The sequence below is a fragment of the Photobacterium andalusiense genome, assembly GCF_900185625.1.
Classification (GTDB): Bacteria; Pseudomonadota; Gammaproteobacteria; order Enterobacterales; family Vibrionaceae; genus Photobacterium; species Photobacterium aquimaris.
In genome coordinates, this window is record NZ_FYAJ01000003.1 from 165,183 (window position 1) to 190,795 (window position 25,613).

Genomic DNA, 25,613 nt, shown 5'->3' on the forward strand with positions numbered 1-25,613 from the left:
CTGCGTCGTTCGGACGGAAAGTATTCGCGTTACTTAGTACGACTGCGTATCAACGAATGTTTTTAGAAGCTGATGCAGACTTGCTTCGATATCATCGTTGTAATTACCTGATTCATTGATTGAGGCAAGCAACTCTGCATGCTGACTTTTTGCAAATGCCATCAATGCTTCTTCAAATGCACCAATTTGTGATAACTCAACACTGTTCAAGTAGCCTTTTTCAGCAGAGAAAATAGCAAGTGCTTGCTCCGCTACTGACATAGGTGCGTACTGCTTCTGTTTCATCAGTTCTGTTACTTTCTCACCGTGATCAAGCTGCTTACGTGTTGCATCATCAAGGTCCGATGAGAACTGCGCAAATGCGGCTAATTCACGGTACTGTGCAAGTGCGGTACGAATACCACCTGACAATTTCTTAATGATTTTAGTCTGAGCTGCACCACCTACACGCGATACTGAAATACCTGGGTCAACTGCTGGACGTAGACCTGCGTTAAACAAGTTAGTCTGCAAGAAGATTTGACCATCGGTAATCGAAATTACGTTAGTTGGTACGAATGCTGATACGTCACCTGCTTGGGTTTCGATGATCGGCAACGCGGTTAATGAACCAGTTTTACCTGTTACTTCACCGTTAGTGAAACGCTCAACATAATGTGCATTTACACGTGATGCGCGCTCAAGTAGACGTGAGTGAAGGTAGAATACATCACCAGGGAAGGCTTCACGACCAGGTGGACGCTTAAGCAATAGTGAAATTTGACGGTAAGCAACAGCCTGCTTAGACAGGTCATCATAAACAATCAGTGCATCTTCACCACGGTCACGGAAATACTCACCCATAGTACAACCCGCATAAGGGGCTAGGTATTGTAGTGCAGCCGCTTCTGATGCCGATGCAACTACAACGATAGTATTTTGTAGGGCGCCATTTTCTTCTAGCTTACGTACCACGTTAGCAATGGTTGACGCTTTTTGACCAATCGCAACATACACCGAGTAGATACCAGAATCTTTCTGGTTAATGATGGCATCAATCGCCATCGCTGTTTTACCCGTTTGACGGTCACCAATGATAAGCTCACGCTGACCTCGACCGATTGGTACCATCGCATCAACCGCTTTGTAGCCCGTTTGAATAGGCTGATCAACCGATTTACGGTCAATAACACCAGGAGCAATGATTTCTACCGGTGCGAAACCGTCATTGTCTATAGCGCCTTTACCGTCAATTGGTTGGCCTAGGGTATTAACTACACGCCCTAATAAACCTTTACCTACGGGTACTTCAAGAATACGGCCAGTACCTGTTACCTTCATGCCTTCTGCAAGGTCTGCATACGGCCCCATCACTACCGCACCAACAGAATGGCGCTCTAAGTTAAGCGCTAATGCATAACGGTTACCTGGTAGTTCAATCATCTCACCTTGCATAACATCAGCAAGACCATTGATATTAATAATACCGTCACTTACAGAGACGATAGTACCTTCGTTACGTGCTTGACTTGTCACATTGAAGGTGGCGATTCGTTGTCTAATTAAATCGCTAATTTCGTTAGAGTTTAGTTGCATATCTATTACCTATTACGCCTGAAGGCTCGTTGCGAGTCGGTTGATAGAGCTTTTAAGCGTACCGTCAATCACCAGTTCTCCAGCTTTGATCAGCATGCCGCCTACTAGCGTTTCATCGATGTGGCAATCAAGCTCAACACTGCGATTTAATTTCTTTTGCAGCGCCTGTACTAAATTGGCTTGTTGTTGAATGCTTAATGGCTCAGTCGTAGTGACATGCGCAGTAACCATGCGCTCATAATCATCTTTAAGCTCATGAAACAGTTCGACAACCTGAACGATCACATTTAGACGTCCATTTTCAGCCATTACTTTGATCAGGTTCTGGCCATGTTCATCCAGTAGACCTTCACAAACGCCCAAGAACATGTCAGTAAACGCTTCTGAGTCACTAGCACCTAACTGTTCGCTGTCTTCAATCTGCTGAGCAATGATTGGTTGACTAGCAACCGTTGCTGCGATAGTCAACATTTGCTCCCATTGTTCTAATGCCTGATTAGCAACTGCATAATCAAATGCAGCTTTGGCATAGGGCTGAGCAATGGTTAGTGGATCTGACATAATGTGCTCTCCAGTTACATTTCCGTGATAAGTTTATTAACAAGATCGCGGTTAGCATCAGTATCCAAATTGCGATTAATCAGTTTCTGAGCAGTTTCAATGACCATATCGGACATTTCAGCACGTAGTTCCTGACGAATGCGATTACGTTCGCTTTCTAACTCTGCTTGACCTTGCGCTACAAGACGGGCTTTTTCTTTCTCGCCTTCAGCGTGGGCATCTTCGATAATCTGTGCTCGGCGCTTATTACCTTGCTCAACTAACTCACTCGCACTTTTTTTCGCATCTTCCAAAACTTTTGCGCCATTCGCTTTTGCGATGTCGAGTTCTTTAGCTGCGTTTTCAGTATGAATAAGCCCATCTGCAATTTCACGTTGGCGTTGCTCAATTAACGCGGTTAGCGGCGGCCAGACATACTTCATACATAGCCAAACAAAAATCACAAAAGAGATTGCTTGACCAAGCATGGTTGCATTTAAATTCATACCATCCTCACTATTTAAATAACGTTATGATTTATAACGGTAGTTCTGGCTATTAAGCCACAGCAAAGATGATGTAAAGACCAATACCAACACCAATCATAGGAACCGCATCGACAAGACCCATCATGATAAAGAACTGTGTACGTAGCATCGGCATAAGGTCCGGCTGACGTGCAACACCTTCAAGGTATTTACCTGCTAAGTTACCAATACCTGCAGCAGCACCCGCCGCACCTAAACCAATCAGTAGTGCACCAGCAACATAAAGAACTGCACTTACAATATCCATGAATGACTCCAAAATTATTAAATAGTTAAAACTCAAATCGAACTTAATTTATTAATGTTCTTCTGTGGCCATTGCCAAATAAACAACCGTCAATACCATGAAGATAAACGCTTGTAAGAACACAATAAGAATGTGGAATAGTGCCCATGGAACGCTGAGCGCCCACTGCATCCACCACGGCATTAATGCAATAAGGATAAAAATCATTTCACCCGCATACATGTTGCCGAACAATCGAAGACCGAGAGAAATTGGTTTTGATATTAGTGTTACTAACTCCAAAACTAAATTCACTGGGTAAAGCCATGGACTTTCAAAAGGTTGTGTCGTTAGTTCTTTAATAAAACCACGCAATCCTTTTGTTTTCAGTGTGTAAATTATGATTAACATAAACACACCAATCGCCATCGACATAGGCACATTGACATCCGCAGAAGGTAATTCACGGAAATGCTCAAAACCAAGTAAGCGAGCAAATGCTGGAATAAAATCAACTGGCAATAAGTCAATTGTGTTCATAAGAAAAACCCAAACAAAAATAGTTAATGCCAACGGCCCAATTAACTTGTCTTTTGTTTGAAAAATTTCCTTAACAAGGTTATTTACAAATTCATAGGTTATTTCAATAAAACATTGCAACTTACCCGGAACTCCACTGGTTCCTCGTGATGCAACATATCGAAAAACACCGATAAACAGTAAACCTAACAACCAAACCATGAGCATGGAGTCAATGTTAATGCTCCAAAAACCCTTACCCACAGTGAAGAATGTTAGATGGTGCTCAATATAATCGTGAGCGGTAGTTACTGATTCCACCTTACGTCATCCTAAATTGAGGTTTGTTAAGTATCGGAGTTAAAAAGCATCCTAAAAATGTAACACTATAAGCCAGCAACATAATTTCGCTATTAACCGGTATAAAACGAACCACTACCAATATCATTACCGCGGTATAAACCCATTTAACTAATGAATTCAGCTTGGCTAAATATTTGATATTAACTTCATCATTCTTCTTTAATTTATATGCTGCGCTCACTAGCCCCAGCAAAGAAGGAATAACAGCAATCGCTACACCTATAATTGCAGATTTCACACCAAACGTATTATTTGTAATACAAATGAATAATGTAAATAAACATCCAAGTATTAACTGTCCGAGTAATATGACTTTTGCTGCAGAAAGAATATCGTTACACCCTGAGCCTGCTTTCATATTTAAATCCTCTACACCGTCTGTATCTGTATTATTACGACTCCTTATCTTAATTGTGTTTATTACAGATAATATAAAATCATTAATTAAAACAGCACATACACTTCAAAAAAATTTATTAAAGTGTAAAACTGAATAATTACTAAAATGATTTCTTATCATCATAAACATTCAATTACGCAGCTCCATTAAATATATAATAGAAATTTATATATTATGAGGTGCTTACTAATAGGCTTATTTTTCAATATCTTTCAGCCTATCGTCTGCAGTACAAAATTTACGTGATCAGTTTTGTGATAGCCATCAAAATAAATGCAAACAATGATTACCATTTTTGGCTCTTGATGTTGATGCTCAAGATCGAGATTATCATGTGCGTATTACGCATAAGTAATCATTAACATTTTTTAATTTTTATTTACATTGTATTTTTGCCATTCCTGATTCAGCCTCGTTTAAAAAAGCGCTATTTCATCCGTAATTGCATTATTGACCTTACCCTGACAAATAAGACGCTATTAAAAGCTCACGCATTCGTTAACAAAAACACCCCACCAAGGCAACATTAATCCAATGAAAAATAGTACTGCAATTTTCATAAACAAAGCCCAAAAACGCCATAATCAAAAATACAGTTATACTTTTTTTGATTACATAAACGCCAAAACGGCAGGTATTATTACCTGTCCAATCCATGGAAATTTTAAACAACGGCCAGATGTTCATCTTGCTGGGCATGGTTGCCAAGCCTGTTCTGGCACCAAAAAGCTGACGACCAGTCAATTTATTGCTCGAGCTAACGCCATTCACAACAATAAATATACTTACGAGGAATTTGTATATAGAGGAACATTACAGAAAGGGAGTATCCACTGTCAGATTCACGGTATTTTTAGCCAAACACCAAACGCACATTTAGCAGGAAAAGGTTGTCCAAGGTGTGCTACATCTCAATTATTATCACAAAGTGATTACATCAAGAAGGCAACTCAAGTTCATAACAACCGCTATAAATATGAACATTTCATCTATACAGGAGCCCTTAACAAAGGAGTTATAACTTGTGTGATTCATGGCGATTTTAGTCAACGAGCTGATGCACATTTACATGGTTCAGGATGCCCAAAATGTATAAAAAACAGCCAAAAGAAGACCGCTAAACAGTTCATCGCCAGTGCAAAAGAAATTCATGGTAAGCGTTATAATTATTCATTATTTGAATATATAAACATGAGAACAAAAGGCATTATTATTTGCAGCGTTCATGGTGAGTTTTTGCAATTACCAACCAATCATTTAGCTGGAAATGGGTGTCAAAAATGTGCTCTATTACGAAGAAAAAAATCCAATAATATTAATAAACAGCCACCGATTAAGTTATTACAGTCATATTAATAATAAACTGCCAACAATAATTAATAATTAACTTGTTACTTCATCATCATTATAATATTCAACTCATTTGAACATCATAATAAGCAACAGTTATTCTATATAAAGCAACGTCTTTATTCTCATCCGGTACCATTTAGTTTGTCATATATTCAAGGTTCAATTTATTAAATACCTTTACGGCTGTTAATATTGTTAGCTTATATTTAAACGTCAAATTTTGCTTGGTTACAACTAAAACAACATTGGGGATCGTCGCATTGTCAGTTACACTAAGCACTAATTAACGACGTACCTTTAATCAGTCACTAAGACGGCATATAACATGACACAGAAAAATAACCCGCTACACGGCATTACGTTAGAAAAAGTATTGATTGAGCTTGTTGAGCATTATGGTTGGAATGAATTAGGGGCACGGATTAACATTCGTTGCTTTAATGATGATCCAAGCATCAAATCAAGCCTCAAATTTCTACGTAAGACCGAATGGGCACGTACAAAAGTCGAAAACTTGTACCTTGATATGGTTCGCTAGTCATCACTGATAAAAAAGCCGCGATATTCATCACATCATAAGATGTTGAATGTCACGGCTAATTAGATGCTTTACTTATTTAGCACAAAGGGCTGCAACAACCGCTAATCGACGTTGGGATTGAGTCACAAACGGATTGTTAGTATCCCATGCATAGCCTGCAAGAATAGCGCAAATCATTTGTTTAATTTTACTATCAGGATTGGGATGAAAAATCACACGCTGTAGCTCACCTGAATACCATCCTTCAACATAAGTACGAAACGTATCAACACCTAGCATCAGGGGTTGTGCATAATCACATTGCCAATCAACCTGCTCACCGGCGAATGAACGCGTTAATACGTTGGCTGCTAATTGTGCCGATTTCATTGCAATAGTGACACCTGAAGAAAATACCGGATCTAAAAACTCACCAGCATTTCCTAACAAAGCATAATTTGAGGTTGCCAATTGAGTGACGTTGGCAGAATAACCTTCAATGGTTGCCGCTTTTATTGGGTATTCTGCCGCGGCTAAAATTGTTGCCAGCCCCGGTTCTTCATTAACTAGCTGTTTTAATACAGCGAGTGAATCATCACCATAATCAGCTAGCCACTGTGGTGGAGCAACGACACCTAGTGAACAGGTACCATTACTGAACGGAATCAACCAATACCACACATCAGCAGAGTGAGGATGAACGGATATTAAAATCTTATTACGATCATAATCAACCGAACACTTTTCTGCATTAATATGGTCGGTAACATGACAAAATATCGCTTGGCGTGGTGGCAAGTGTGATGGCTTATCTAACGCCAGTAATCGTGGTAATACTCGCCCAAAACCACTGGCATCTAGTACAAAGTCAGCTTCTAATATATATGATTTTTTATCCGCTCCAGTGACAGTAAGCACTGACTTAGATTCTAAGCATTCAATCGCTTCAACGCTGTGTTCGTAACGAATCTCAACGCCTTGACTTACCGCCTCATCAGCTAATACTTTATCAAACTGTCCTCGCTGAACTTGATAAGTTGTTGCAGGTCCGACTGTGAATTTATCGTTAAAATCAAAAGTAGTATACCTATCTTGATAACGAAACGCTGCTCCATCTTTAAACTGAAATCCCGCAGCCGTAACAGCATTAAGCATCTTAGCTTGCTCTATCACCTCCATACATGCAGGTAATAAACTTTCGCCAATTGAAAAACGCGGAAAGGTACTTTTTTCTAGCACAATAACGTCAATCTGTTGTTGATGTAATAATGCTGCAGCAACAGCTCCAGAAGGACCTGCACCAATAATCACGACTTGCGTACGCTGTTGTTGAGTCACAATCACTATCCTTATTTTACCCTGCTTGTAGCGTCAGTAACGTATGGCCTAAGCCAATATCATCTTCGCGTTCTGTCACAATAAAACCAGCTTCTGCTACCAGTTCTAGAAAATCTTCACTGCGATAAAAGCGACTATTTCCATTCGCCAAACAAGTAAAGTATAGCGAGGTCGCATTTAAACAATAAGAGGCAGCCTCATAACGCTGAGCATCCCAAAATAATTCTAAAATATACACTTTGGCATCAAGACGCATTGCTTGTCTTACACGACGTAAAATACTTAAAATTTCCATCGGTGAAAAACAATCTAAAAACTGGCTCATCCACCACACATCAGCCCCTTGGGGTAAAGCTTGCTTGCGATCAAGCATATCAACGGCATAACCTTTAATACGATCAGAAAATCCGGCTTGTTGTGCATGTTCAAGGGCTACAGCTATCTGTTGAGGCAAATCAATAATCGTCACTTCGACATCTTTATTATGCTGACAACATTGTAATGCCCACTTGCCAGTATTACCGCCGATATCAAAAATTCGCAATGGTGGCTGAGTAAAAACTTTATCTAATAACAACGGAAATGAACGATCAGAATAAAAATGATCAAATGCAAACCAACTTTGTTTCGCTTGAGGCGGTAATTGTGATAACCCTTGGTATATTGTTGGCCAATCACCGAGTTCTTTAAGCCCAGCTGGTTTACCTTGTTGAATAGATTGTGTTAAATGCATCATTGCGGCGTAACAAACATCTGCCGTAAAATCCATATTGGCATTGGTCATACCATCATGTAATAAAAAATAGCCAAGGTTAGCTAAACAATATCTATCCTGCTTCCAAGTGACGATATAGGCACTTAACGCCATATCTAATAAGACTTTAACACCATATTCTGACACCTCGGTTGCGACGGAAATTTGTTCAGCATTAAGTCCATTATTACCTGCATCATCCAATACTTGTAATATTTTTAAATCACGTAACGTTCGAGCAGTATGAAAAATAATCGGCGAAAAAGCTAATTTTTGAGCTTCTGTTTTCGCAGCTAATGCATTAAATGGATCGTTAGTAAAACCTGTCACACTGAGCCTATAATCAAGGTGGAAGTAAATGATATCGCTATTTTAATGGGTTGATTTCAAGATGTACTGTTTAAAAACAAACAATATTAATAATTGCTCCAATCTCAATAATCTAAAAAATATGCCATCAAAATAAAAAGATTTAATTGATGCTGATAAATTGCACAGTTATCTGATTGATTTAATGATAAACTTTATATTTATTTGTCTTATTGCTACCAATGCCATAATTATGTCGCTGTTTGTGTGGAGTATATGAATACCATTCATTTCAATATTGACCATTGGATTGCCCTAGCCCCAGGTTTAGCAACCCAACAAGATTGGCAGAGTTGGGCTAACACCCCATCACTAATAGATCCTCAACCACCAGCAGCCGATAAAATTCCACCAATGATGCGCCGCCGTATGAGTCCACTGAGTAAATTGGCACTGCAAGCCGCTTTGTTGGTCACTGAATCAAATAGTATTGATTATATTGTTTTTGCCAGTCGTCATGGCGAATTACACCGTACCGTCGATTTAATTAACAATATTATTAATGGTGATGACGCTTCACCGATTGCTTTTTCACAATCGGTCCATAACACCGCAGCAGGTTTATACACTATTGCCACTAAGCAACCCATCGCAGTAACATCATTAACTGGCGGCGAGAACAACCTGCATATGGCACTGATTGAAGCCGCCTGTTATCTCAATCAATACCCACAACATCGTGTATTAGTGGTCGATTTTGATCAACCACTACCGACATCATACCAACAGTTTGAACATCATCACTATCCAAGCTTTGCACTCGCGATGGTGATATCAAAAGGCCATAACTACCAGCTAAATTGGCAACCAACAACCACATTAACCACTCAAGGCCACCATACAGTGAGTTGCTATCCACAAACGCTGACGATAATTAAGCATCTTGCTAATCAGAATACTCAATGGTCTATTGAGGCTCAAAATAAACACTGGCTGTGGCAACATCAATCATGACAGCAGCTTCTATCACTCAGTGGCTTAATAAATGTTGGCGGTTTATTGCAACCGGTGGCTGTTTTGCTCTGTTTGGCTGTGGTGCGTTAGTACTTACTTTTATTGTATTCCCGATAATATCAGGACTCAGTAAAAATGCTCAGCAACGTGAAATGAAAGTCCAAACTATTATTCAGCGCACGTTTGATTTTTTTTGTCGTACGATGCGATTTTTAAAAGTGATTGATTATCGGTTTGATAATTTAGCGGCACTGCAAACTGATAAGCAATGCGTCATTGTTGCCAATCATCCCAGCTTAATTGACTATGTACTCATTGCTTCGCAGTTGCCTCAATGCGATTGCCTTGTTAAAGCGGCTATTTGGCATAATCCTTTTATTAAGGGCATTGTTAAAGCCGCGGGTTATATTCCTAATCGCGATCCTGAATCTCTGTTAGACACCTGTAATCAGCGTTTGCAACAAGGTAATGTGTTACTGATATTTCCAGAAGGCACCCGTACAACAACCACTGCAGCGGCAAAATTACAGCGTGGAGCGGCACAAATTGCAATCCGTAGTCAGGTTAATATACGAGTAATTCATATAACAGCATCACCGCCCTTTTTAACTAAACAGCAAAAGTGGTATCAAATACCCGATCAAAAACCCTTTTTTTTCATTGAAGTAAAAAATAAAATCAGTGTCACACCGTATTTAGCCGAACATCACTCTCCAACAACAGCGGCTCGACAACTTAATAAACATTTAGCCAGTGCTATTTTTCCAACCGATAGTTAAGCTACATTTATACTGTCGTTAACCTTAACCAGAAGTAGGTAATATGGAACAACTACATACAGAATTAAAAACATTAATTATCGATGTGTTAAATTTGGAAGATATTACCGTTGAGGATATCGATACCCATGCCCCTCTGTTTAACGATGGCCTCGGGTTAGATTCTATTGATGCCCTAGAGCTTGGGCTCGCAATCAAGAAAACATACAATATTGTTATTGATGCTGATGACACTAACACCCGTCAACATTTTGCGTCAGTGGCTAATCTTGCTGATTATATCTTCCAGAACAAAGCGTAATTATTATGACTCAAATGAATAACGACCAGATTTTTGACCAAGTTCAAACACTTTTAGTTGAGCTGTTTGAGCTTGATGCTAGCGATATCCATTTAGATTCACATCTTTATCAAGATCTTGATCTTGATAGCATTGATGCGGTTGATCTCGTTGTACGATTACAAAATTTGACCGGTAAAAAAATTCAAGCAGATGAATTTAAAACAGTACGCACCGTTAATGATGTTGTTATCGCTGTTGCTGATTTACTTAAGGCTCAATAATGATAATGCGTCTGCTAACAATATTGTCAGCATTAGCGTTAATTGCTTACCCTGTTGCCGTTTATTACGGTATTAATCGTTGGGGAATAGTAACCGTTGGTGCTTTATTGGCAGTATTTTTCATTGTTCGAATTATCGCAGCGAAGCAGACGCAACTTAAAGAACTAAAATATATTGGCTGGTTAAGCGGTGGCGCAGGCATTACTTTAGTCACATTAGGTGCACTTTTTCGGCAACATGGGTTGTTGCTCTATTACCCGGTTATTGTCAATGCACTAATGCTAGGGCTATTTAGTAGCAGTTTATGGCAACAACAAAGCTTAATCGAGCGGATTGCACGCTTACAAGAACCCGATTTACCTGCTAGCGGTGTAAGCTACACCCGTAAAGTGACGCAGATATGGTGCGTATTTTTTATTATCAATGGCACTATTGCTTTCATTACTTGTCTGATGTCATTACACATATGGACATTATATAACGGTTTTATCAGCTATATATTAGCAGGCAGCTTATTTGGCACTGAGTGGGTATTTCGCCAGTGGTATCGCCGTAAAAACACCGATTAAGTAAGCACTAACTTTTATTATAACCCCTCGAGAACGGTCATGGATACAGCTATAACACCTGCTGCATTAATTTCACTATCGACTTTAATGCAACGCCCTACTCATCATCTTAATCCAGTGGCAATTAATGGTCTCAGCCAGCATTCATGGACGCAGTTTCGAGCAGATGTTTGTTGTTTAAGCCAGCAATTAGCACCCATAGAACAATCTCGAATTGCAGTGTGTTGCAAAGATAGCTATGTGTTTGCCGTCGCTTTTATGGCTGTTATTCATGCAAATAAGCAACTGATATTACCCAGCAATCATCAACCCGCAGCACTAGCTGAATTAAGTGCACATTTTGATGTGCTATTACATGATGCAGAAATGACTGTTGATGTTTCATTAACCGCTATCAATATCTCAACCTTACTCAATGAGCAACAGCAACTAGTAGAAGCTGAGGTGGTTTTTTCAGCACTCTCGCTAACTGATATTGAATTAACCTTGTTTACCTCTGGTTCAAGTGGCACGCCTAAAGCGATCATTAAAACCCTTGATTTACTCGATAACGAAATCGCTCAACTGGAAACGATTTGGGGTCAACAATTACGCCACAGCCATATTTGCAGTACGGTCTCGCATCAACATATTTATGGCTTATTATTTCGTGTACTGTGGCCGTTATGTAGCGGACGTAGTTTTGATTGCTTTAATCTTGAATATCCTGAACAGGTCACAGCGCAAGCTTCAACCAATAGCACCTTAATCAGTAGCCCCGCATTATTAAAGCGTCTTAATAATCATGTCACAGCGACACCGTATAAGGCGATATTTTCATCTGGCGGCCCTCTGCCCTTTCTTGCGGCGCAACAGTGTCTACAATTATGTAAGACACTGCCTTTTGAAGTATTTGGCAGTACTGAAACTGGGGGAATTGGTTATCGTCAGCAACAGCAGCCCACCACGCCATGGTCACGTTTTAAAGTGGTTAAGATTGCGCTCAATGTTGAGCAATGCTTAAAAATTTGCTCTCCTTTTGTCGATGCCAAACATTGGTATCAGACTTGTGATCACTGTGTATTGGTTGACGATGACCATTTTGAACTCAAAGGCCGCACTGATCGCGTTATTAAAATTGAAGAGAAACGCATATCGCTCACTGAAATTGAACAGCGATTGTGCCAACTTGAATCCATCAATGAAGCGGCAGTACTGCCGTTAGAGTATCAGCAGCGGATACATATTGGCGCGGTGATCACTCTAACGGCACAAGGTGTTGAACAACTAGAGCACATGGGAAAAGGCAAATTTTGGTTACTGTTACGTCAACAATTACGCCAATGGATAGAGCCTATCGCTATTCCTCGTCATTTTCGTCCAGTGACTGAAATTCCCTTAAATAGCCAAGGCAAACGACTAATTCGTGATCTTGAAAATCTGTTTAACCTTTCTAACCAATAAGTAATAACGACCAATGAATAGACCAATGCCGACTTTAGTTGACTGCCATATTGTTGACCATCATGCTGTTATTACTTTATGTGTCGACAGCGAATTAGATGATTTTAAAGGCCACTTTCCAAGCTTTGCGTTATTACCTGGTGTCAGCCAGCTTGATTGGGCAGTCCATTTTGCACGAGATTGTTTTCAAAAGATGCCAACCGCGTTTGGAGGAATGGATGTGATTAAATTTCAACAACCTATTTTACCCAATAGCACTATCATCCTGACGCTTGATTGGATCGTTGACAAACAAAAATTACATTTTAGCTTTAGTTCTATGACGCCTGAAAACGAACAAGTTATTCACTCTTCTGGCAAAATAAGCATGAGAGTCGCAGCATGAGTTGGTTTCACCCCTGTTTTATTATCCCCTGCTATAACCACGGTCAAACTGTACCTGCTATTGTTGATGCATTAGACACGTTTACTTATCCCATTATTATTATTGATGATGGTAGTAACCAATCGACCAAAGATATCCTTACTCAACAGGCGCAGCGTGATAATATCACTGTCATTACTTTACCCAAAAATCGTGGTAAAGGTGGCGCAGTAATCGCAGCGATACATCATGCCCATCAACATAATTATAGCCATGCGATTCAAATAGATGCTGATGGACAACATGATCTTGACGCATTACAAGATCTACTTCGTCTTTCACATCAACACCCTAACACTATTATTTCAGGCAGACCGATTTACGACAATTCAGTGCCTAAATCACGCTTATACGGTCGCTATATCACCCATTTTTGGGTATGGATTGAAACTCTCTCATTCGATATTAAAGACAGTATGTGCGGCTTTCGTAGTTATCCTATCGAGCCAATAATCCCGCTATTAGCACAACGCCATTTTAGTCAGAGAATGGAATTTGATACTGAAATAATGGTGTATTTCTATTGGAATAATGGCGATATTCAATTTATAGACACCAAGGTTATCTATCCTGAGGGAGGAATTTCTCATTTTGATGCGTTATGGGATAACGTTAAAATCAGTTGGATGCATACCAAATTATTCTGCGGTATGTTGCCACGCATACCAAAGTTACTCAAACGTCGCCACTCACGCTCACTGCACTGGTCAAATAATAGCGAACGCGGCACTATTTTAGGTATCAAAATTCTATTGGCTATCTATAGCCTGCTAGGACGTAAAGCCGTTAATGGCTTATTAAAATTAGTGATTGGTTATTATTATTTAACCACTAAAAGCGCTCGTCAGGCTTCAGAGCATTATTTACAACAATTGCATCACTATGCCGAGCAACAACAACTGCAATTACCAACAAATCTTTCTAGCTACCAGCATTTATTGTCATTTGGTCATACAACGCTTGATAAACTTGCCGCCTGGAAAGGTGATTATGACGCCAATAATCTCACTATTCATGGTCAGCATCACTTTGATAATATTGTTGCCAGTAAGCAAGGTGTGGTCATTATTGGCTCGCACTTAGGTAATCTTGAATTATGTCGAGCCCTTAGCCAACGTCATAAAAATATCAAAATTAATGCGTTAGTTTTTACTGAGCATGCGGCGCGTTTTAATCATGTTTTAAACATAATCAATCCAGATTCTAACCTTAATCTTATTCATGTTAATCAACTCGGCGCTGATACTGCGATTATTCTTCAACAAAAAATAGAACGAGGAGAATGGGTGGTTATCGTTGGCGATCGTACCTCAGTTGCCAATGAAACTCGCGTCAGTTGGGCTAATTTTCTCGGCCAACAAGCGCCTTTCCCACAAGGACCATTTATTCTTGCTGCGATCCTAAAAACCCCGGTTTATTTATTATTTGGCCTACGTGATGATAGCCAAGCAACCCCACATTTCGATGTCTATTTTGAATCATTTAGTGAGCAAATAATATTACCCCGCGCCATTCGTAATGCCGCTCTACAAACAGTTGTTGAGCACTATGCAACTCGCCTTGAGCACTACACGCTACAAGCGCCATTACAATGGTACAACTTTTTCAATTTTTGGCAGCTTAGTGGAAAAAAAGATGACAAATAACTCTCACACAATCCCTCAACAAACCATTCGCTTTGGTGCTGAACGACTCACGATTGAAGATGTGGTTGCAATCAGTAATGGTGCTGCAGCTGAAATGAACACTGATGCCGCATTTACCAATAAAATCGATCGCGGCGTTGCTTTTCTTGAACGATTATTAAAAGAAGAAGGGGTCATATATGGCGTGACCACAGGTTACGGTGATTCATGCACCGTGGCGATCCCAACTCACCTTGTCGATGATCTTCCGCTTAATCTTACTCGCTTTCATGGCTGTGGTTTAGGCGATGATCTTGATCATCAACAAGCGCGCGCTGTACTCGCGACTCGTCTATGTTCATTGGCTCAGGGCGTATCTGGTGTTAGTCACCCACTACTCAATCAAATTGTTACTTTGATCAATCATGATATTAGCCCTCGAATTCCACAAGAAGGTTCAGTCGGTGCTAGTGGTGATTTAACCCCATTATCTTATCTCGCAGCGACACTTATTGGTGAGCGCGAAGTGATTTATCAAGGTCAAATTCGCCCAACCGCAGATGTGTTTAAAGAACTGGGTATCGAAGCTATCAAACTCAAGCCTAAAGAAGGCTTAGCATTAATGAACGGTACTTCAGTGATGACCGCATTAGCTTGTATTGCTTATAAACGCGCAGAATATCTGGCCCAATTAGCAACTAAAATTACTGCGATGGTGTCAGTGGGTATTCAAGGTAACGCTTTCCACTTTGATGAGGCCTTATTTGCAGTAAAGCCTCACCCAGGCCAACAACAAATCGCCAGCTGGTTACGCTCAGATCTGCAAGCTGAGCGTCCACCTCGTAACAGTGATCGTTTGCAAGATCGTTACTCGTTGCGTTGTGCGCCACATGTGATTGGAGTACTGCAAGATAGCCTGCCATGGCTGCGCCAAATGATCGAAAATGAACTCAATAGCGCCAATGACAATCCCATCATTGATGGCGATAACGAACGCGTACTGCATGGTGGTCATTTTTATGGTGGTCATATTGCAATGGCGATGGATATGCTTAAAACAGCAGTGGCTAATATCGCTGATTTGCTTGATCGTCAAATGGCACAATTAATGGATTATAAGTTCAATAACGGATTACCTTTTAACTTAACTGGCGCGACAGGTGAACGTAAGCCGATTAATCATGGTTTTAAAGCAGTCCAAATTGGTATTTCTGCATGGACAGCTGAGGCGTTAAAACACACCATGCCAGCGAGCGTATTTTCACGCTCCACTGAATGCCATAATCAAGATAAAGTCAGTATGGGCACCATTGCATCTCGCGACTGTTTGCGCGTATTACAATTAACAGAACAAGTTACTGCCGCCTCGTTATTAGCGGCAACTCAAGCCATTGAACTGCGTAAACGTGAGCATCAGCTAACAGATACCAATATCAGCCCAGCGTTACAAGCGATGCAACAAGCCGTCCTGAGTGATTTTGAGTTTGTGATTGAAGATCGCCCATTAGAACAAGATTTACGTCATTTCATTAATAAGATCCAACATCAACATTGGTCATTATATTGATCGCTAATGATCGGTTAACTACTCTTTGATCTTACGTGGCCTTGACCCTAGTACAGGGCCATTCGATGATGGTTAGCTTTGATGTATCGTTTTAACTTTAACAATGACTGAGTAACCCATGACTTCACATTCTGCTATGCCTTTACTGACTGCCGAGCTGACATTAACGACCCATTTTCAAGATGCCGATCCGATGGGCGTAATTTATCACGGTAATTACTTTCGTTTTTTTGAGGAAGTACGCCGACTATTGATGGAAAAAATCAATTATAGCTATCGTGATATGCAAGCTTCTGGTTACTTATGGCCTATCATTGATACGCGCGTAAAATATATAAAACCGATTCCGTTTGATCATCAAATTCACATAACAGCAACCCTTACTGAATGGGAAAATCGACTGCGGGTTGATTATATAATCTACGATGCCGCGACTAACACCAGAATGACAAAAGGCTACACAATGCAGGTAGCAGTCGGGATTGAAAATCACGAAATGTGCTTTGTCTCACCCACTGTTTTTACTGATAAAATAAAGGCTTGGCATGAAAATCAATAATTCAATTACAACGCTTAAATGGTGGCGAAATAAGATCTTGTGGGCTGTGTTAGCAAGCATTAGTTTATCAGCTCAAGCGATGACATTAACCGAACTCCAACAGACCCTTTCTGCTCCTAAGGTCGTGCGTGGCGATTTTAGTCAAAGCCGAACCATGGCAATGTTTAATCAACCCTTGGTGTCAAATGGCAAATTTGTCATTGCAGCTAATCAAGGGCTATGGTGGCATCAAACGGCACCAATGGCAGTCTCATTAGTGTTAACCCAAAATAAACTTAGCCAGCAATTTGATAATCAACCGCCACAAATTATGTCAGCGGATCAAAACCCGATGGTGTTTTATTTTAGCCATATCTTCTTAGCCCTCTTTAACGGTGATACTTCAGCATTAGATCAACAATTTAATTTGAAACTGACCACCTTAGCTACTGATAACAATAATGCAGACGCTAACAACAGTACCAATCAGTGGCAACTCGTATTAATTCCTAAACAAGCGCCATTAAATAAAGTCTTTACGCGTATTACTCTTGCAGGAAATAAGTTCATCAATAAACTTACATTGGCTGAAGTTCGGGGTGATAAAACAGTGATTACTTTTAGCCACCAGCGCACAACACCCGCCTCGCTAACCACAGAAGAACACCGTGTTTTCAAATTCTAACCTTAGCCGCTTATGGCTTATCATTATGTTGCTGTTGGTTGCCGCTTTAGGCTACCAACTCACCGCAAATAAACACTTACCCATTGAAACTAATATTCTGGCGTTATTACCCAAAAATGATCAAGATCCAGCCGCTCAGCAAGCGTTTGATCATATCGCCACTAGCATGAGTAATAAGGTGATCTTTTTAGTTGGCAGCCCAAATAGCGCCACCATGATCGCTGCTGCTGAACAATTTAGTCAGCAACTGGAAAACCTGGGGTTATTTGCCAATATTGATGCAAAGATGAGTAATAGCCAACAACAAGCTTGGGCACAATTGTACTACCCAAAGCGGTTTCAGCTATTAACGCCAGCACAACAGCAACGGTTAGCACACAACCCACACCAACAAACTGAGCAAGTATTACAAGCGTTGTATAATCCGTTTTCTGGAGTGACAGGTGCTGAGCTTAAACACGATCCGTTTTTATTATTTCGTGACTTTTTAACCCAGCTAAGCGCTCAAAGTGGTCATTTCAGTCTTAATCATGGTTTTTTGACCACTCAATATCATCACCGACATTACGCTTTAATTACTGCAGAGCTCACCGGTTCCCCTTATAGCGTTAAATTACAACACCAATTACCGGCTCTTAATGCGTTACAACAGCAGATTATTAACCAGTATTCTACTGCAACAGAAAAAGTCGATATTTTACATACAGGGGTGATTTTTTATGCGGCTCACGGCACTCAAAGCGCTGAACAAGAAATCAGTACTATAGGTTTAGGATCGCTATTAGGGATCCTTGTGTTATTGGTGGTGGTCTATCGCAGTCCATTACCGCTAGCATTGGCGTTATTGTCCATTAGCTGTGGTCTTATTGCTGCATTTGTCGGTACCGTTGCCATTTTTGGCAAAGTGCATCTGTTTAGTCTCGTGTTTGGTGCCAGTTTAATTGGAGTCTCAATTGATTATGCATTTCACTATCTCACCGATAGATTAGCCGCAGGCAAAGATTGGAATCCACACCAAGGGCTCAAGCATATTTTGGTCGCAATTAGCTTAGGCCTAATTACCAGCTTGATTGGCTATTTAGGCATGCTAGTCGCGCCTTTTCCTGGACTACAGCAATTATCGTTATTTTCAGCAATAGGATTAATTGCCGCTTATGCCACGGTTGTGTGTTGGTATCCAAGCTTGGCATCAAAGCCGTGTTCACCTCGACCATTACCTTGCCGTCAGTTACTTAATGGGTGGCTACAATTGTGGCATCTAGCGAGCGTTCGTTGGAGTGTGCCATTAATATTAGCAACAGCTTCATTAGTCGGTTTATATCATACTCACTATGATGACGATATTCGCCAACTACAAGCATTACCACAGCAACTCAAACAGCAGGAAGCAACCATTAAAGCAATTACAGGAGTGAGTAGTGGTCAGCAAATGTTGCTCGTTAAAGCCAAAACGGCACAAGATCTATTAACAAAGCTAGCTGCCGTCGATCAACAACTCGACAAATTACTAATTACTCACAAACTTGATAGCTACCAAAGTATCGGCCATTACTTACCGTCGATTGCAACTCAAAAGCATAACTTCGCATTAGTTAAACATTTATATCAACAGCAAGGCCCTGAGCTAGATAAAAAAATAAAATTAAACCAACCGCCACACTTTACAGCAACATTCCAACCACTAACCATTGCTGACTATTTAGCTTCGCCAGTATCAAAACCACTGCGTTTCACTTGGCTTGGTAAAATAAATCAATCACCTTCTGAACAAAACTATGGCGCGGTTATTTTGCTCTCTGGTGTCAACCAGTTAAGCGCAATTAAACATCTCGCGGCACAAGATAGTCAGTTAAGTTACCTCAATAAAGCCGATGAAGTATCACAGCTTTTTGGACAATACCGCCAACGCGTAACTGAGTTATTAATTACGGCAACCATGGTAATTTTAGCCTTGTTAGTGTGGCGCTATAAGCTAAAGAAAGGCCTTCAAATGATCATGCCATCAGTGATTGGTGGCTGTGCGGGGATTGCGATCACCAGTATCAGTGGTACGCCATTAAACCTGTTTAATTTATTAGCGTTAATATTAATCCTCGGGATTGGGATTGACTACAGCCTCTTTTTTGCAGAATTAAAATCAACCGCTAACGATCATCATCGCCGTTCAACATTATTAGCGATTACTTTATCCGCATTAACGACGGTATTATCATTTGGATTATTAGCCTTAAGTGCGACTCAAGCGATTCATAGTTTTGGGATTACGGTACTGACAGGAATTATTATTGCATGGTTACTCGCGCCTTTGGCCATGACGCCCTCTTCAGCAGCGACGACTAAAGCAGGAGTTAAATAATATGTCTCGTTTTATTAACAACAAGAGTAAACATCGCTTCTTGATTGCATTACTGACAACCTTATTTATTTCAGGCTGCGCGACTATCTCTCAACCGCAATCAAATCAAGTTGAAATTGCACCGCATACCTTAGTTAGCTTACCCACTCCGGCACAACTGGGTTATTCATTAACCGCCAGTCAATTGATCACAGCCACTTGGCAACACACCAATCATCAATTACCGGTGCAATTGCAAGTCACACCACAAGCATTAGCACTCGCGGGATTTTCGTCATGGGGTTCGCGTATTTTAAGCTTAGATTATACCCACCAGCAGTTAACTACCTATGTGATGCCAGGCTTAGGTTCAACCCTACCAGAGCCAAAACAAGTTCTGTTTAATATGATGATCACCTTATGGCCACTGTCAGCATGGCAGCAACCGTTACAGCACATTGGTTGGCAATTAAAGCAAACCGCGAACCAGCGGCAACTTATCGATGATAAAGGCATGGTTATCGCCGATATTAACTACCAAAACACGAATAAATTAAAAGGGACAATTACGTTTGTAAATCACCAGCCTAATTACACAATCACCATAAAAACATTACACTATCAGCGTCAATAATGTCAGCTCGGAATTTTATGAAACATAATCAACCTGCAACCCCAATCTATATTCGTGGCTGTGGTTTTCATTCTGCGTTAGGTGCCACAACTGAACAAATTCAGCAACGTCTGCTGGCAGGGTTTAGTCCTGATATGCATACAGTACGTGGCTGGCTCAATGACGGCAGTGAAACAGTTATTGGCCAAGTAAGCGCGCCATTAGCCGTTATTGATGAGCAACAATACCCGTATCAAAATACCGCTAATAACCGTCTTGCAGTATCAGCATTAGAACAGATCGCCCCCCAAATAGAGCATGCTATTAAGCAGTTTGGTCGTGATCGTATTGCAGTCATAATCGGTACTACAACCTCTGGCATCAGTGACGGTGAAGTCGCATTAGAACACCTTGCCGCGCTAGATCAGCTACCTGAAAATTTTCATTACCACCAGCAAGAACCAGCTAATACGGGCCAATTTATTGCCGATTTTTTTGGCTTAACTGGCTTGGTTTACACCATATCAACTGCTTGTTCTTCAAGTGGACGTAGCTTTTTATCGGCTAAACGGTTACTTAAAGCAGGCTTAGCAGATGCAGTTATCGTTGGTGGCGCAGATACATTATGTCGACTGACACTCAATGGTTTTCATGGCCTAGATTCACTTTCTGCTAGCCGTTGTAATCCGTTTAGTGTTAACCGTAATGGAATTAATATCGGTGAAGCGGCAGCCTTTATGTTGTTAGCACTTACTCCTGATATAAGTGCTAAAAATAATGACATTAGCAATAACTACAAAGGTTTATCACACCAACATATTGCGTTTTTAGGCGCTGGCGATAGCTCTGATGCTTATCATATTTCAGCGCCACATCCTGAAGGTAATGGCGCAGAAGCTGCAATGCGAAATGCATTAGTTGATGCGAACTTACAACCTGAAGATATTGGCTATATTAATGCTCATGGCACAGCGACTCCCCTTAATGATGCGATGGAAGCTAAAGCGATTGCACGTGTATTTGGCTCCCACGTTGCGGTTAGCTCGACCAAACCACTTACCGGGCATACTCTTGGCGCAGCAAGTGCCGTCGAAGCTGCAATTTGCTGGTATATTTTGGCTTATCAGCTACCGTTACCATTACAAATAAACGATGGTCATCAAGATCCACAACTGCCAATCACACTTGTAAAACAACCATTACCATTAACTACATCAGCAGTATTAAGTAACTCATTTGCTTTTGGTGGTAATAACATCAGCTTAATTTTTGGATACGTTAATGACTAAAATACCACCGTTAGCACAATTATTGCCTCATGAAGCTCCAATGATATTAATTGATGAGCTGATCAGTGTTGATGTGGAAAATGTCCATTGCCAAGTAACAATCCGCTCAGACAATCTTTTTTTTGATAAACACACTCACGCAGTTGCAGCGTATGTTGGGATTGAATTAATGGCACAAACCATTGCGAGTTGGGCCGGTTATCATGCATGGCAACAAAGTAAACCAACGCCGATGGGGTTTTTACTTGGCTGTCGTCGTTACCACAGTGAATGGTCGCAATTTAAGCAAGGGGTCGTGCTTGATATTCATGCTGAACGTTTAATGCAAGACAACAACATGGTGGTATTTAGTTGCAAGATTGTTCATCAACAACAAACTATTGCTAGTTGCCAACTCAATGCGTATCTTCCTTCTGAAGAAAAAATTGCAACCCTGCTTACCACCAAACAATAGGAAGACTTCATGACTCGACAGGTACTTATTACAGGTGCTAGTAAAGGCATTGGACGCGCAATCGCTATCCAATTAGCACAAGATGGATTTACTATTGCAGTCCATTATATGAGTGATCAAGCAGGTGCAGAGTCAACGCTTGCCACTATTATTAGTGCGGGTGGTCAAGGGCGCATTATTCAATTTGATATCAGTGATCGTGACCAATGTCGCCAGCATCTTGAACAAGATATTGCCAAGCATGGCGCTTATTATGGTGTCGTTAGCAATGCTGGTATTACTCGCGATACTGCCTTTCCAGCGATGACAGAACAAGAATGGGATGGTGTTATCCATACTAATCTTGATAGCTTTTATAACGTTCTTCATCCGTGTGTGATGCCAATGGTGCAATTACGTCAAGGTGGTCGTATTGTCACGCTAGCATCGGTATCGGGTATTACTGGCAACCGCGGTCAAACTAACTACAGTGCCGCTAAAGCCGGTGTGATTGGCGCGTCAAAATCACTCGCACTTGAGCTGGCAAAACGTAAAATTACCGTTAACTGTGTCGCTCCAGGACTGATTGATACCGGTATGGTTGATGAGCACGTTAAACAACATGCGCTACCACAAGTACCGTTACGCCGCATGGGTGATCCTCAAGAAGTAGCAGGTTTAGTGAGTTATTTAATGTCAGATATCGCCGCTTATGTTACCCGCCAAGTGATTTCTATTAATGGAGGTTTAGTATGAACCGTCGTGTAGTGATCACTGGCATGGGAGGGGTAACCGCGCTGGGTCAAGATTGGCTAACCGTAGAACAAAAATTGCGCGAGGGTAAAAATGCGGTGGTCTATATGGACGATTACGCTCTGTATGACGGGTTAAATACCAAACTTGCCGCCCCTATTAGCGATTTTAGTGTCCCTAAACATTATACCCGTAAGCAACTGCGCGCGATGGGGAGAGTATCTAAACTCGCCACGGTTGCCACCGAGCAAGCACTCACCCAAGCTGGTTTATTAGATCAGAATATACTCACTAACGGCAGCACTGGCATTGCCTATGGTTCATCAATCGGTAGCACCCCTGCCATTGGTGCTTTTGGTACTATGCTAAATGATAAAACCACCAAAGAAATCACGGCAACCACTTATGTCCAAATGATGCCGCATACCGCAGCTGTCAATGTCGGTTTGTTTTTTGGCTTACGCGGGCGCGTGATCCCAACAAGTAGTGCCTGTACATCAGGTAGTCAAGCCATCGGTTATGCTTATGAGGCTATCAAGCATGGTTATCAAACCGTGATGGTTGCAGGTGGCGCAGAAGAATTATGTCCAACAGAATCTGCGGTGTTTGATACCCTTTTTGCCACCAGCCTTAAAAATGACACCCCCAACCTAACCCCACGCCCCTACGATGTTGATCGGGATGGATTAGTGATTGGCGAAGGCGCTGGCTCATTAGTTTTAGAAGAATATCAACATGCGCTTGATAGAGGTGCGACGATTTTAGCGGAAGTGGTTGGCTTTGCGACCAATTGCGATGCTGCACATATTACCCAGCCTCAACAACAAACCATGCAACAGTGTATGGCACTGGCATTACAACAAGCACAATTACAACCACAAGATATCGGCTATATTTCAGCCCATGGTACCGCCACGGAAAAAGGTGATATTGCTGAAAGTCAGGCGACTGCCAATATTTTTGGCAATACAACTCCAATAAGCAGTCTCAAAAGCTACTTTGGGCATACTTTAGGTGCTTGTGGTGCCATTGAAGCATGGCTAAGTATTGAAATGATGAACAAAGGCTGGTTTAACCCAACTTTGAATTTAACCACTCCAGATCCACGCTGCGGTGAGCTTGATTATATTCAGGGCCAAGGTCGAAATATTGGTTGTGATTATATCATGAGTAATAACTTTGCCTTTGGTGGCATTAATACTTCATTGATTTTTAAGCGTATATAAACTTATCCCTTGGTATCGTATTGGCTTTAGATGAGCTTGATACCAAGGGAATTTTCACAATTTATAGTCTTTATTGCTGCTGTAAAAATGTAATCGCTTGTTGTTTTTCAGCAACAGAAAAGTATTGAATATCAATATTACTAAACAATGCATCTTCTACTTTAACGACTTTTTCAATCCAACTCGCATCAGCAACAACCGCGACTTGAGTAATATGTTTTAAGCCAGCATTAACAAGGTATTTTAACTCCTCAACAATTGCTGCTAACTCAATGCCTGAAAAACTGTCAATTTCTTCGTAGATCACAATACCGCCATGATCAACAGTTTTAGCTTCAGCATCCATCAACACTCGCTTCATATCATCTTCTGTCACTTTACCTGATAACGTAAAAGCTACTGCGTTATCAATACCAATATCAATCATGGTTAACATATAAAATTCCTTCTTCAATATTACATTAGGTCAAAAAATATTATGACTATTTTTCTCTTAGTTACTATGCGCTTTTATTAACCTTGCTTCAGTCACTAAATACATATTTTTAATCAATATCACATTGCAACAATAACAATACCCCTAGTAACGATTATCGTCATTCCAAGCTCTTATTAACCACTGCCTAATGCTAATAAAGTGGCATTGCCTCCTACAGCAGTAATATTAATCGTGCGTGTACGCTCAGTGATAAATCGTAGACAATATCGTTGAGCACCAATGACCACTAACGTTTCACTATCAAGTTCACTCACTAACTGTGCTAACAATCCTTGCCGCTGTGCCAATTGACGAGCCAGATGCTGCGTTGTTTTCAGATCTCCACAATACGCGATACCCGCGGTTTGAGGATGATTAACTAACCCATCAAGTTGAGTAATATTCACTACCGTTATCACCCCACTAATGCACCCTATCTGTTCAAGCTCCTGTTTTATCTGCTGGGCGTATTGCTCGTCATCAAGACACAGTAATACCGAATTACCGCACACTAATGCTGCGGTTAATTGACCTACAATTGCCTCCTTGGTGATACCTTGCTGCACTGAAATAATAAACACACCTCGGCCACTGCAATACAGCGTATTGGTTTCACCAGTTGGCCCTGGCATCAATTCAGTATTGGCAACATATTGCAGCGCATTGGTACATTGGTAGTTCACCATAGCGCCAATATTCATTGGCACCTGCTTTGCCCAACGTTGCAAAATCGCGGCTCGATCATCAAAGCCAACACTATTCCAACGCCGCATCGCCACTTCACTGTTATCAATAAGTATTTGTAGATTATTTGCTGTTTGCCGCATGATGAC

The 25,613-nt window shown here is 40.8% G+C and carries 29 protein-coding genes; 19 read left to right on the forward strand and 10 right to left on the reverse strand.

The genetic code is table 11. From position 1 onward, the window contains the following. Positions 1 to 33 precede the first annotated feature (33 nt). From atpA to PAND9192_RS09915, 6 genes are read right to left on the reverse strand one after another with little or no spacing between them, the layout of a single operon-like run. Positions 34 to 1,575 (reverse strand): F0F1 ATP synthase subunit alpha, encoded by a 1,542-nt coding sequence (gene atpA / locus PAND9192_RS09890; RefSeq protein WP_087853667.1) that lies wholly within the window; start codon positions 1,573 to 1,575, stop codon positions 34 to 36. A gap of 12 nt (positions 1,576 to 1,587) precedes the next feature. Continuing rightward, the gene (locus tag PAND9192_RS09895) at positions 1,588 to 2,136 is read right to left on the reverse strand and encodes a F0F1 ATP synthase subunit delta (RefSeq protein ID WP_087853668.1); all 549 of its coding nucleotides are present in this window, start codon (positions 2,134 to 2,136) and stop codon (positions 1,588 to 1,590) included. A gap of 14 nt (positions 2,137 to 2,150) precedes the next feature. Continuing rightward, positions 2,151 to 2,621, reverse strand: coding sequence for a F0F1 ATP synthase subunit B (gene atpF / locus PAND9192_RS09900; RefSeq protein ID WP_060996810.1), 471 nt, complete (start codon positions 2,619 to 2,621; stop codon positions 2,151 to 2,153). 52 nt (positions 2,622 to 2,673) lie between these two features. After that, positions 2,674 to 2,910: a F0F1 ATP synthase subunit C gene (gene atpE / locus PAND9192_RS09905; RefSeq protein WP_036791577.1), complete on the reverse strand. Its 237-nt coding sequence runs from the start codon at positions 2,908 to 2,910 to the stop codon at positions 2,674 to 2,676. A gap of 51 nt (positions 2,911 to 2,961) precedes the next feature. Beyond that, complete coding sequence (gene atpB / locus PAND9192_RS09910; protein WP_065167182.1) at positions 2,962 to 3,729, reverse strand: F0F1 ATP synthase subunit A; 768 nt, start codon at positions 3,727 to 3,729, stop codon at positions 2,962 to 2,964. Between the two features lies 1 nt (position 3,730). Continuing rightward, positions 3,731 to 4,129, reverse strand: a complete 399-nt coding sequence (locus tag PAND9192_RS09915) for an ATP synthase subunit I (protein WP_087853669.1) — start codon at positions 4,127 to 4,129, stop codon at positions 3,731 to 3,733. A gap of 576 nt (positions 4,130 to 4,705) precedes the next feature. Between PAND9192_RS09915 and PAND9192_RS09920 the strand changes: the two genes are divergently transcribed. Beyond that, a complete protein-coding gene (locus PAND9192_RS09920; RefSeq protein WP_087853670.1) occupies positions 4,706 to 5,527 on the forward strand; it encodes a DUF723 domain-containing protein in 822 nt (273 codons plus the stop codon). A gap of 322 nt (positions 5,528 to 5,849) precedes the next feature. Then, the gene (locus PAND9192_RS09925) at positions 5,850 to 6,062 is read left to right on the forward strand and encodes a VF530 family protein (RefSeq protein ID WP_065167185.1); all 213 of its coding nucleotides are present in this window, start codon (positions 5,850 to 5,852) and stop codon (positions 6,060 to 6,062) included. 75 nt (positions 6,063 to 6,137) lie between these two features. Here PAND9192_RS09925 and PAND9192_RS09930 read toward each other — a convergent pair whose 3' ends face one another. Together PAND9192_RS09930 and PAND9192_RS09935 are read right to left on the reverse strand one after the other, a co-directional pair. After that, positions 6,138 to 7,382 (reverse strand): NAD(P)/FAD-dependent oxidoreductase, encoded by a 1,245-nt coding sequence (locus PAND9192_RS09930; RefSeq protein ID WP_087853671.1) that lies wholly within the window; start codon positions 7,380 to 7,382, stop codon positions 6,138 to 6,140. A gap of 16 nt (positions 7,383 to 7,398) precedes the next feature. Further along, positions 7,399 to 8,466 (reverse strand): methyltransferase, encoded by a 1,068-nt coding sequence (locus PAND9192_RS09935; RefSeq protein ID WP_087853672.1) that lies wholly within the window; start codon positions 8,464 to 8,466, stop codon positions 7,399 to 7,401. 255 nt (positions 8,467 to 8,721) lie between these two features. Here PAND9192_RS09935 and PAND9192_RS09940 point away from each other — a divergent pair, with 255 nt between their 5' ends. The 17 genes from PAND9192_RS09940 (at position 8,722) to PAND9192_RS10020 (ending at position 24,302) form a co-directional block, all read left to right on the forward strand. Continuing rightward, entirely contained in the window at positions 8,722 to 9,459 is a 738-nt protein-coding gene (locus PAND9192_RS09940; RefSeq protein WP_087853673.1) for a beta-ketoacyl synthase chain length factor, read from the forward strand. Beyond that, on the forward strand, positions 9,456 to 10,238 hold the full coding sequence (locus PAND9192_RS09945) for a lysophospholipid acyltransferase family protein (protein ID WP_087853674.1): 783 nt from the start codon (positions 9,456 to 9,458) through the stop codon (positions 10,236 to 10,238). The genes PAND9192_RS09940 and PAND9192_RS09945 overlap by 4 nt, the downstream gene beginning before the upstream one ends. Positions 10,239 to 10,281: 43 nt before the next feature. Then, a complete protein-coding gene (locus tag PAND9192_RS09950) occupies positions 10,282 to 10,539 on the forward strand; it encodes a phosphopantetheine-binding protein (protein WP_060996818.1) in 258 nt (85 codons plus the stop codon). A gap of 5 nt (positions 10,540 to 10,544) precedes the next feature. Beyond that, on the forward strand, positions 10,545 to 10,802 hold the full coding sequence (locus PAND9192_RS09955; protein WP_087853675.1) for an acyl carrier protein: 258 nt from the start codon (positions 10,545 to 10,547) through the stop codon (positions 10,800 to 10,802). 5 nt (positions 10,803 to 10,807) lie between these two features. Beyond that, a complete protein-coding gene (locus PAND9192_RS09960) occupies positions 10,808 to 11,371 on the forward strand; it encodes a COG4648 family protein (RefSeq protein ID WP_087853846.1) in 564 nt (187 codons plus the stop codon). Positions 11,372 to 11,410: 39 nt separating this feature from the next. Beyond that, positions 11,411 to 12,814, forward strand: a complete 1,404-nt coding sequence (locus PAND9192_RS09965) for an AMP-binding protein (RefSeq protein ID WP_087853676.1) — start codon at positions 11,411 to 11,413, stop codon at positions 12,812 to 12,814. Between the two features lie 25 nt (positions 12,815 to 12,839). After that, positions 12,840 to 13,199 (forward strand): ApeI family dehydratase, encoded by a 360-nt coding sequence (locus tag PAND9192_RS09970; RefSeq protein ID WP_234999061.1) that lies wholly within the window; start codon positions 12,840 to 12,842, stop codon positions 13,197 to 13,199. Beyond that, complete coding sequence (locus PAND9192_RS09975) at positions 13,196 to 14,884, forward strand: glycosyltransferase family 2 protein (protein ID WP_087853678.1); 1,689 nt, start codon at positions 13,196 to 13,198, stop codon at positions 14,882 to 14,884. Before PAND9192_RS09970 ends, PAND9192_RS09975 begins: the two co-directional genes overlap by 4 nt. Further along, complete coding sequence (locus PAND9192_RS09980) at positions 14,874 to 16,430, forward strand: HAL/PAL/TAL family ammonia-lyase (RefSeq protein WP_087853679.1); 1,557 nt, start codon at positions 14,874 to 14,876, stop codon at positions 16,428 to 16,430. The genes PAND9192_RS09975 and PAND9192_RS09980 overlap by 11 nt, the downstream gene beginning before the upstream one ends. Positions 16,431 to 16,548: 118 nt before the next feature. Further along, entirely contained in the window at positions 16,549 to 16,989 is a 441-nt protein-coding gene (locus PAND9192_RS09985) for an acyl-CoA thioesterase (RefSeq protein ID WP_087853680.1), read from the forward strand. Further along, positions 16,976 to 17,653, forward strand: a complete 678-nt coding sequence (locus tag PAND9192_RS09990) for a LolA family protein (RefSeq protein ID WP_087853681.1) — start codon at positions 16,976 to 16,978, stop codon at positions 17,651 to 17,653. The genes PAND9192_RS09985 and PAND9192_RS09990 overlap by 14 nt, the downstream gene beginning before the upstream one ends. Beyond that, positions 17,637 to 20,009: an MMPL family transporter gene (locus tag PAND9192_RS09995; protein WP_087853682.1), complete on the forward strand. Its 2,373-nt coding sequence runs from the start codon at positions 17,637 to 17,639 to the stop codon at positions 20,007 to 20,009. The genes PAND9192_RS09990 and PAND9192_RS09995 overlap by 17 nt, the downstream gene beginning before the upstream one ends. A gap of 1 nt (position 20,010) precedes the next feature. Then, entirely contained in the window at positions 20,011 to 20,622 is a 612-nt protein-coding gene (locus PAND9192_RS10000) for a DUF3261 domain-containing protein (protein WP_087853683.1), read from the forward strand. Positions 20,623 to 20,639: 17 nt separating this feature from the next. Continuing rightward, positions 20,640 to 21,890 carry a beta-ketoacyl-[acyl-carrier-protein] synthase family protein gene (locus tag PAND9192_RS10005; protein WP_087853684.1) on the forward strand — a complete coding sequence of 417 codons (1,251 nt, stop codon included), beginning with the start codon at positions 20,640 to 20,642 and terminating at the stop codon, positions 21,888 to 21,890. Continuing rightward, positions 21,883 to 22,344, forward strand: coding sequence for a hotdog family protein (locus tag PAND9192_RS10010; RefSeq protein WP_087853685.1), 462 nt, complete (start codon positions 21,883 to 21,885; stop codon positions 22,342 to 22,344). Before PAND9192_RS10005 ends, PAND9192_RS10010 begins: the two co-directional genes overlap by 8 nt. Before the next feature lie 9 nt (positions 22,345 to 22,353). Then, on the forward strand, positions 22,354 to 23,079 hold the full coding sequence (locus PAND9192_RS10015) for a 3-ketoacyl-ACP reductase FabG2 (protein ID WP_087853686.1): 726 nt from the start codon (positions 22,354 to 22,356) through the stop codon (positions 23,077 to 23,079). Continuing rightward, positions 23,076 to 24,302 (forward strand): beta-ketoacyl-ACP synthase, encoded by a 1,227-nt coding sequence (locus PAND9192_RS10020; RefSeq protein ID WP_087853687.1) that lies wholly within the window; start codon positions 23,076 to 23,078, stop codon positions 24,300 to 24,302. The genes PAND9192_RS10015 and PAND9192_RS10020 overlap by 4 nt, the downstream gene beginning before the upstream one ends. Positions 24,303 to 24,372: 70 nt before the next feature. On the opposite strand, the gene PAND9192_RS10025 is transcribed toward PAND9192_RS10020, so the two are convergent. Further along, positions 24,373 to 24,738 carry a SpoIIAA family protein gene (locus PAND9192_RS10025; protein ID WP_087853688.1) on the reverse strand — a complete coding sequence of 122 codons (366 nt, stop codon included), beginning with the start codon at positions 24,736 to 24,738 and terminating at the stop codon, positions 24,373 to 24,375. A gap of 176 nt (positions 24,739 to 24,914) precedes the next feature. After that, complete coding sequence (locus PAND9192_RS10030) at positions 24,915 to 25,607, reverse strand: proline dehydrogenase (protein WP_087853689.1); 693 nt, start codon at positions 25,605 to 25,607, stop codon at positions 24,915 to 24,917. Positions 25,608 to 25,613 lie beyond the last annotated feature (6 nt).

Bases quoted from the DNA above. Each gene is read 5' to 3' on its own strand.
- atpA (WP_087853667.1), bottom strand. From the start codon at position 1,575: ATGCAACTAAACTCTAACGAAATTAGCGATTTAATTAGACAACGAATC.
- PAND9192_RS09895 (WP_087853668.1), bottom strand. From the start codon at position 2,136: ATGTCAGATCCACTAACCATTGCTCAGCCCTATGCCAAAGCTGCATTT.
- atpF (WP_060996810.1), bottom strand. From the start codon at position 2,621: ATGAATTTAAATGCAACCATGCTTGGTCAAGCAATCTCTTTTGTGATT.
- atpE (WP_036791577.1), bottom strand. From the start codon at position 2,910: ATGGATATTGTAAGTGCAGTTCTTTATGTTGCTGGTGCACTACTGATT.
- PAND9192_RS09915 (WP_087853669.1), bottom strand. From the start codon at position 4,129: ATGAAAGCAGGCTCAGGGTGTAACGATATTCTTTCTGCAGCAAAAGTC.
- PAND9192_RS09920 (WP_087853670.1), top strand. From the start codon at position 4,706: ATGAAAAATAGTACTGCAATTTTCATAAACAAAGCCCAAAAACGCCAT.
- PAND9192_RS09925 (WP_065167185.1), top strand. From the start codon at position 5,850: ATGACACAGAAAAATAACCCGCTACACGGCATTACGTTAGAAAAAGTA.
- PAND9192_RS09940 (WP_087853673.1), top strand. From the start codon at position 8,722: ATGAATACCATTCATTTCAATATTGACCATTGGATTGCCCTAGCCCCA.
- PAND9192_RS09945 (WP_087853674.1), top strand. From the start codon at position 9,456: ATGACAGCAGCTTCTATCACTCAGTGGCTTAATAAATGTTGGCGGTTT.
- PAND9192_RS09950 (WP_060996818.1), top strand. From the start codon at position 10,282: ATGGAACAACTACATACAGAATTAAAAACATTAATTATCGATGTGTTA.
- PAND9192_RS09955 (WP_087853675.1), top strand. From the start codon at position 10,545: ATGACTCAAATGAATAACGACCAGATTTTTGACCAAGTTCAAACACTT.
- PAND9192_RS09960 (WP_087853846.1), top strand. From the start codon at position 10,808: ATGCGTCTGCTAACAATATTGTCAGCATTAGCGTTAATTGCTTACCCT.
- PAND9192_RS09965 (WP_087853676.1), top strand. From the start codon at position 11,411: ATGGATACAGCTATAACACCTGCTGCATTAATTTCACTATCGACTTTA.
- PAND9192_RS09970 (WP_234999061.1), top strand. From the start codon at position 12,840: ATGCCGACTTTAGTTGACTGCCATATTGTTGACCATCATGCTGTTATT.
- PAND9192_RS09975 (WP_087853678.1), top strand. From the start codon at position 13,196: ATGAGTTGGTTTCACCCCTGTTTTATTATCCCCTGCTATAACCACGGT.
- PAND9192_RS09980 (WP_087853679.1), top strand. From the start codon at position 14,874: ATGACAAATAACTCTCACACAATCCCTCAACAAACCATTCGCTTTGGT.
- PAND9192_RS09985 (WP_087853680.1), top strand. From the start codon at position 16,549: ATGACTTCACATTCTGCTATGCCTTTACTGACTGCCGAGCTGACATTA.
- PAND9192_RS09990 (WP_087853681.1), top strand. From the start codon at position 16,976: ATGAAAATCAATAATTCAATTACAACGCTTAAATGGTGGCGAAATAAG.
- PAND9192_RS10000 (WP_087853683.1), top strand. From the start codon at position 20,011: ATGTCTCGTTTTATTAACAACAAGAGTAAACATCGCTTCTTGATTGCA.
- PAND9192_RS10005 (WP_087853684.1), top strand. From the start codon at position 20,640: ATGAAACATAATCAACCTGCAACCCCAATCTATATTCGTGGCTGTGGT.
- PAND9192_RS10010 (WP_087853685.1), top strand. From the start codon at position 21,883: ATGACTAAAATACCACCGTTAGCACAATTATTGCCTCATGAAGCTCCA.
- PAND9192_RS10015 (WP_087853686.1), top strand. From the start codon at position 22,354: ATGACTCGACAGGTACTTATTACAGGTGCTAGTAAAGGCATTGGACGC.
- PAND9192_RS10020 (WP_087853687.1), top strand. From the start codon at position 23,076: ATGAACCGTCGTGTAGTGATCACTGGCATGGGAGGGGTAACCGCGCTG.
- PAND9192_RS10025 (WP_087853688.1), bottom strand. From the start codon at position 24,738: ATGTTAACCATGATTGATATTGGTATTGATAACGCAGTAGCTTTTACG.
- PAND9192_RS10030 (WP_087853689.1), bottom strand. From the start codon at position 25,607: ATGCGGCAAACAGCAAATAATCTACAAATACTTATTGATAACAGTGAA.